General features: G+C 58.7%; 3 protein-coding genes. 1 reads left to right on the forward strand and 2 read right to left on the reverse strand.

All coding sequences use genetic code 11. The annotated features are described in order from the left end of the window. A partial coding sequence (locus tag WB785_RS24280; RefSeq protein ID WP_424082579.1) for an AMP-binding enzyme occupies positions 1-596 on the forward strand: 596 nt, incomplete at its 5' end. 35 nt (positions 597-631) lie between these two features. On the opposite strand, the gene WB785_RS24285 is transcribed toward WB785_RS24280, so the two are convergent. Both WB785_RS24285 and WB785_RS24290 read right to left on the reverse strand, forming a co-directional pair. Beyond that, entirely contained in the window at positions 632-1,141 is a 510-nt protein-coding gene (locus WB785_RS24285; protein WP_424082581.1) for a DinB family protein, read from the reverse strand. 19 nt (positions 1,142-1,160) lie between these two features. Then, positions 1,161-1,469, reverse strand: coding sequence for a hypothetical protein (locus tag WB785_RS24290; RefSeq protein ID WP_424082583.1), 309 nt, complete (start codon positions 1,467-1,469; stop codon positions 1,161-1,163). Positions 1,470-2,123: the final 654 nt, after the last annotated feature.

Consider the following 2,123-nt stretch of genomic DNA (forward strand, 5'->3'; position numbering starts at 1 on the left):
ACATGTACGGCTCAACGGAGATCGCGTTCGCCACCATTGCCGAGCCCAAGCATCTGGAGTTCAACTCCTCGACGGCGGGACCCGTGGTCAAGGGTGTGAAGGTGAAGATCTTCGACGACAACGGCAAGGAGTTGCCGCAGGGCGAGGTAGGCCGGATCTTCGTCGGGACGACGTTCCCGTTCGAGGGCTATACCGGCGGCGGCGGTAAGCAGATTGTCGATGGCCTGTTGTCCTCCGGTGATGTCGGCTACTTCGACGAGAACGGTCTGCTCTACATCAGTGGCCGTGACGACGAGATGATCGTCTCCGGCGGCGAGAATGTCTTCCCCGCCGAAGTCGAGGACTGCATCAGTGGACATTCAGATGTGGTGGAGGCCACCGCGATTGGTGTGGAGGACAAGGAGTGGGGCCATCGGCTGCGCGCCTTCGTGGTGAAGAAGAAGAACGCCAGCCTCGACGAGGACACCGTCAAGAAGTATGTGCGTGATCAGCTCGCCAAGTACAAGGTGCCGCGGGAAGTGGTCTTCCTCGACGAGTTGCCGCGCAACCCGACCGGCAAGATTCTCAAACGGGAACTGCGCGACATCGAACCCTAGCTTGCTTAGCCGCAGGCGGGCAATCGCAGGGCGATTCAGCCGTCGAATCCGGTTGCGCCGTCGAGTTGTTCGCGCAAGATGTCGAGTTGTCCGGTGTGACGCGCAGTCTCCTCGATCATATGTACGTAGATCCAGCGCAGCGAAACTGTCCCGAAGCGACGATGCGGCACCACGCGGTCGAGCGGATGCCGTGCTGCGATTCGGCGGGACTTGTCGCATTGCGCTTGATATTCGGCGACCAGTGTCGGTAGCGACTCCTCGGGCAGGAACTCGAACTCCCAGGCGCGTTCGTGCGGGCGACGGTTGTCGTCGCTTCGCTCCTGCAAAAGCTGTTCGAACCAGCCGTATTCCGCCCAACGCAGGTGCTTGACCAGCCCGCCGACCGTGGTCGACGACGGGACGAGCCTGCGGCGAGCATCGGTGTCGGACAAGTGAGAAACCTTGCGCACCACGATGTCTCGATAGTCGTCGAGGAATGACTCCAGCGTGCTGCGCTCGTCGACTTCTGCTTGCTCGCGGCGATCGGGACGCTGCGCTTCTGCCATGACGGCGAAGTTAGCAGGGTTAGCGCCGGTCGCGGATGCGTCGGGTCACTTCGCCAGAAAGCGCGGGGTCGGTCAACAGCTGCTCGATGAGTGCGCAGAGGACTTCTTGTCCGGTGACTCGGGCGAGTCCCAGGCGGTCGGCGGCTTCGCGCTGCCAGATGTCGAGGGCGCGATGGGTGGCGGGGGTCAGGTCGACGGTCCGTCGTGTTCGTTGGCGGTGTGAAGGTTGGACGAGTTTCTGACGGACTCCGGGGAGGCGTTCGGTCGTTGCCGCAGCGTCCACGCGCTGGTGCGGGATGGCTCGGAACGAGGAGGAGCTGGGTTCCATGCGACTCGCCACCTTCGGTCGGCGTGAGTTTCAGTAGATCAGGACATCAGTATGTCAGTTAACCCGTAACTACGCACCGTGCACCGTACGAAGGCCGGGGTCAGGTGGGCCCAATCTGCTGTTTTGACGGGACGTAGTTTGTGATTGCTGCATACAAACAGAGGTATATCAACGAATAGCACAGAAAGCTTGCCTTTAGTTAGCTGGATGGGGTCATATCCGCGTATAGTTATGGCAAGGTTGTACATACTATAAGTGATTATACGTATGTAAGGAATGTCAGAAATACGGATATCAGTGAGTCAGTATATGCCATATGACCAGGGAGTTAAGGTGTTCGCGTAATTACTGAGATCAGTATGGATGTATCGGGTGAGAGCATCAAATTGCAGCACCGGCAGGGAAAACGACGTAATAGCTGGTTGACGTCATAAACCGCATTTTAAGCTGGGGTATTGCATTAATTTACCTTTTGCTAAGTATTGATATTTAGCGTTGTGGGTATCAAGTCTCCCAGGAAAGGAGCACCTAAAATGTTGATCTCACTCACTTCGGCCCGCCGCCTAGTAGCAAGCGCAGCGGGCGCGAGCGCCGTCGCTGGCGCGATGCTGTTCGGCGCCACCCCTGCGGCCAACGCAGCACCCGCACATATCC

The organism is Mycobacterium sp., assembly GCF_049585075.1.
In the GTDB taxonomy this organism is placed as follows: Bacteria; Actinomycetota; Actinomycetes; order Mycobacteriales; family Mycobacteriaceae; genus Mycobacterium.

Coding starts and splice junctions, on each gene's coding strand:
- WB785_RS24285 (WP_424082581.1), bottom strand. CDS start 1,141: ATGGCAGAAGCGCAGCGTCCCGATCGCCGCGAGCAAGCAGAAGTCGAC.
- WB785_RS24290 (WP_424082583.1), bottom strand. CDS start 1,469: ATGGAACCCAGCTCCTCCTCGTTCCGAGCCATCCCGCACCAGCGCGTG.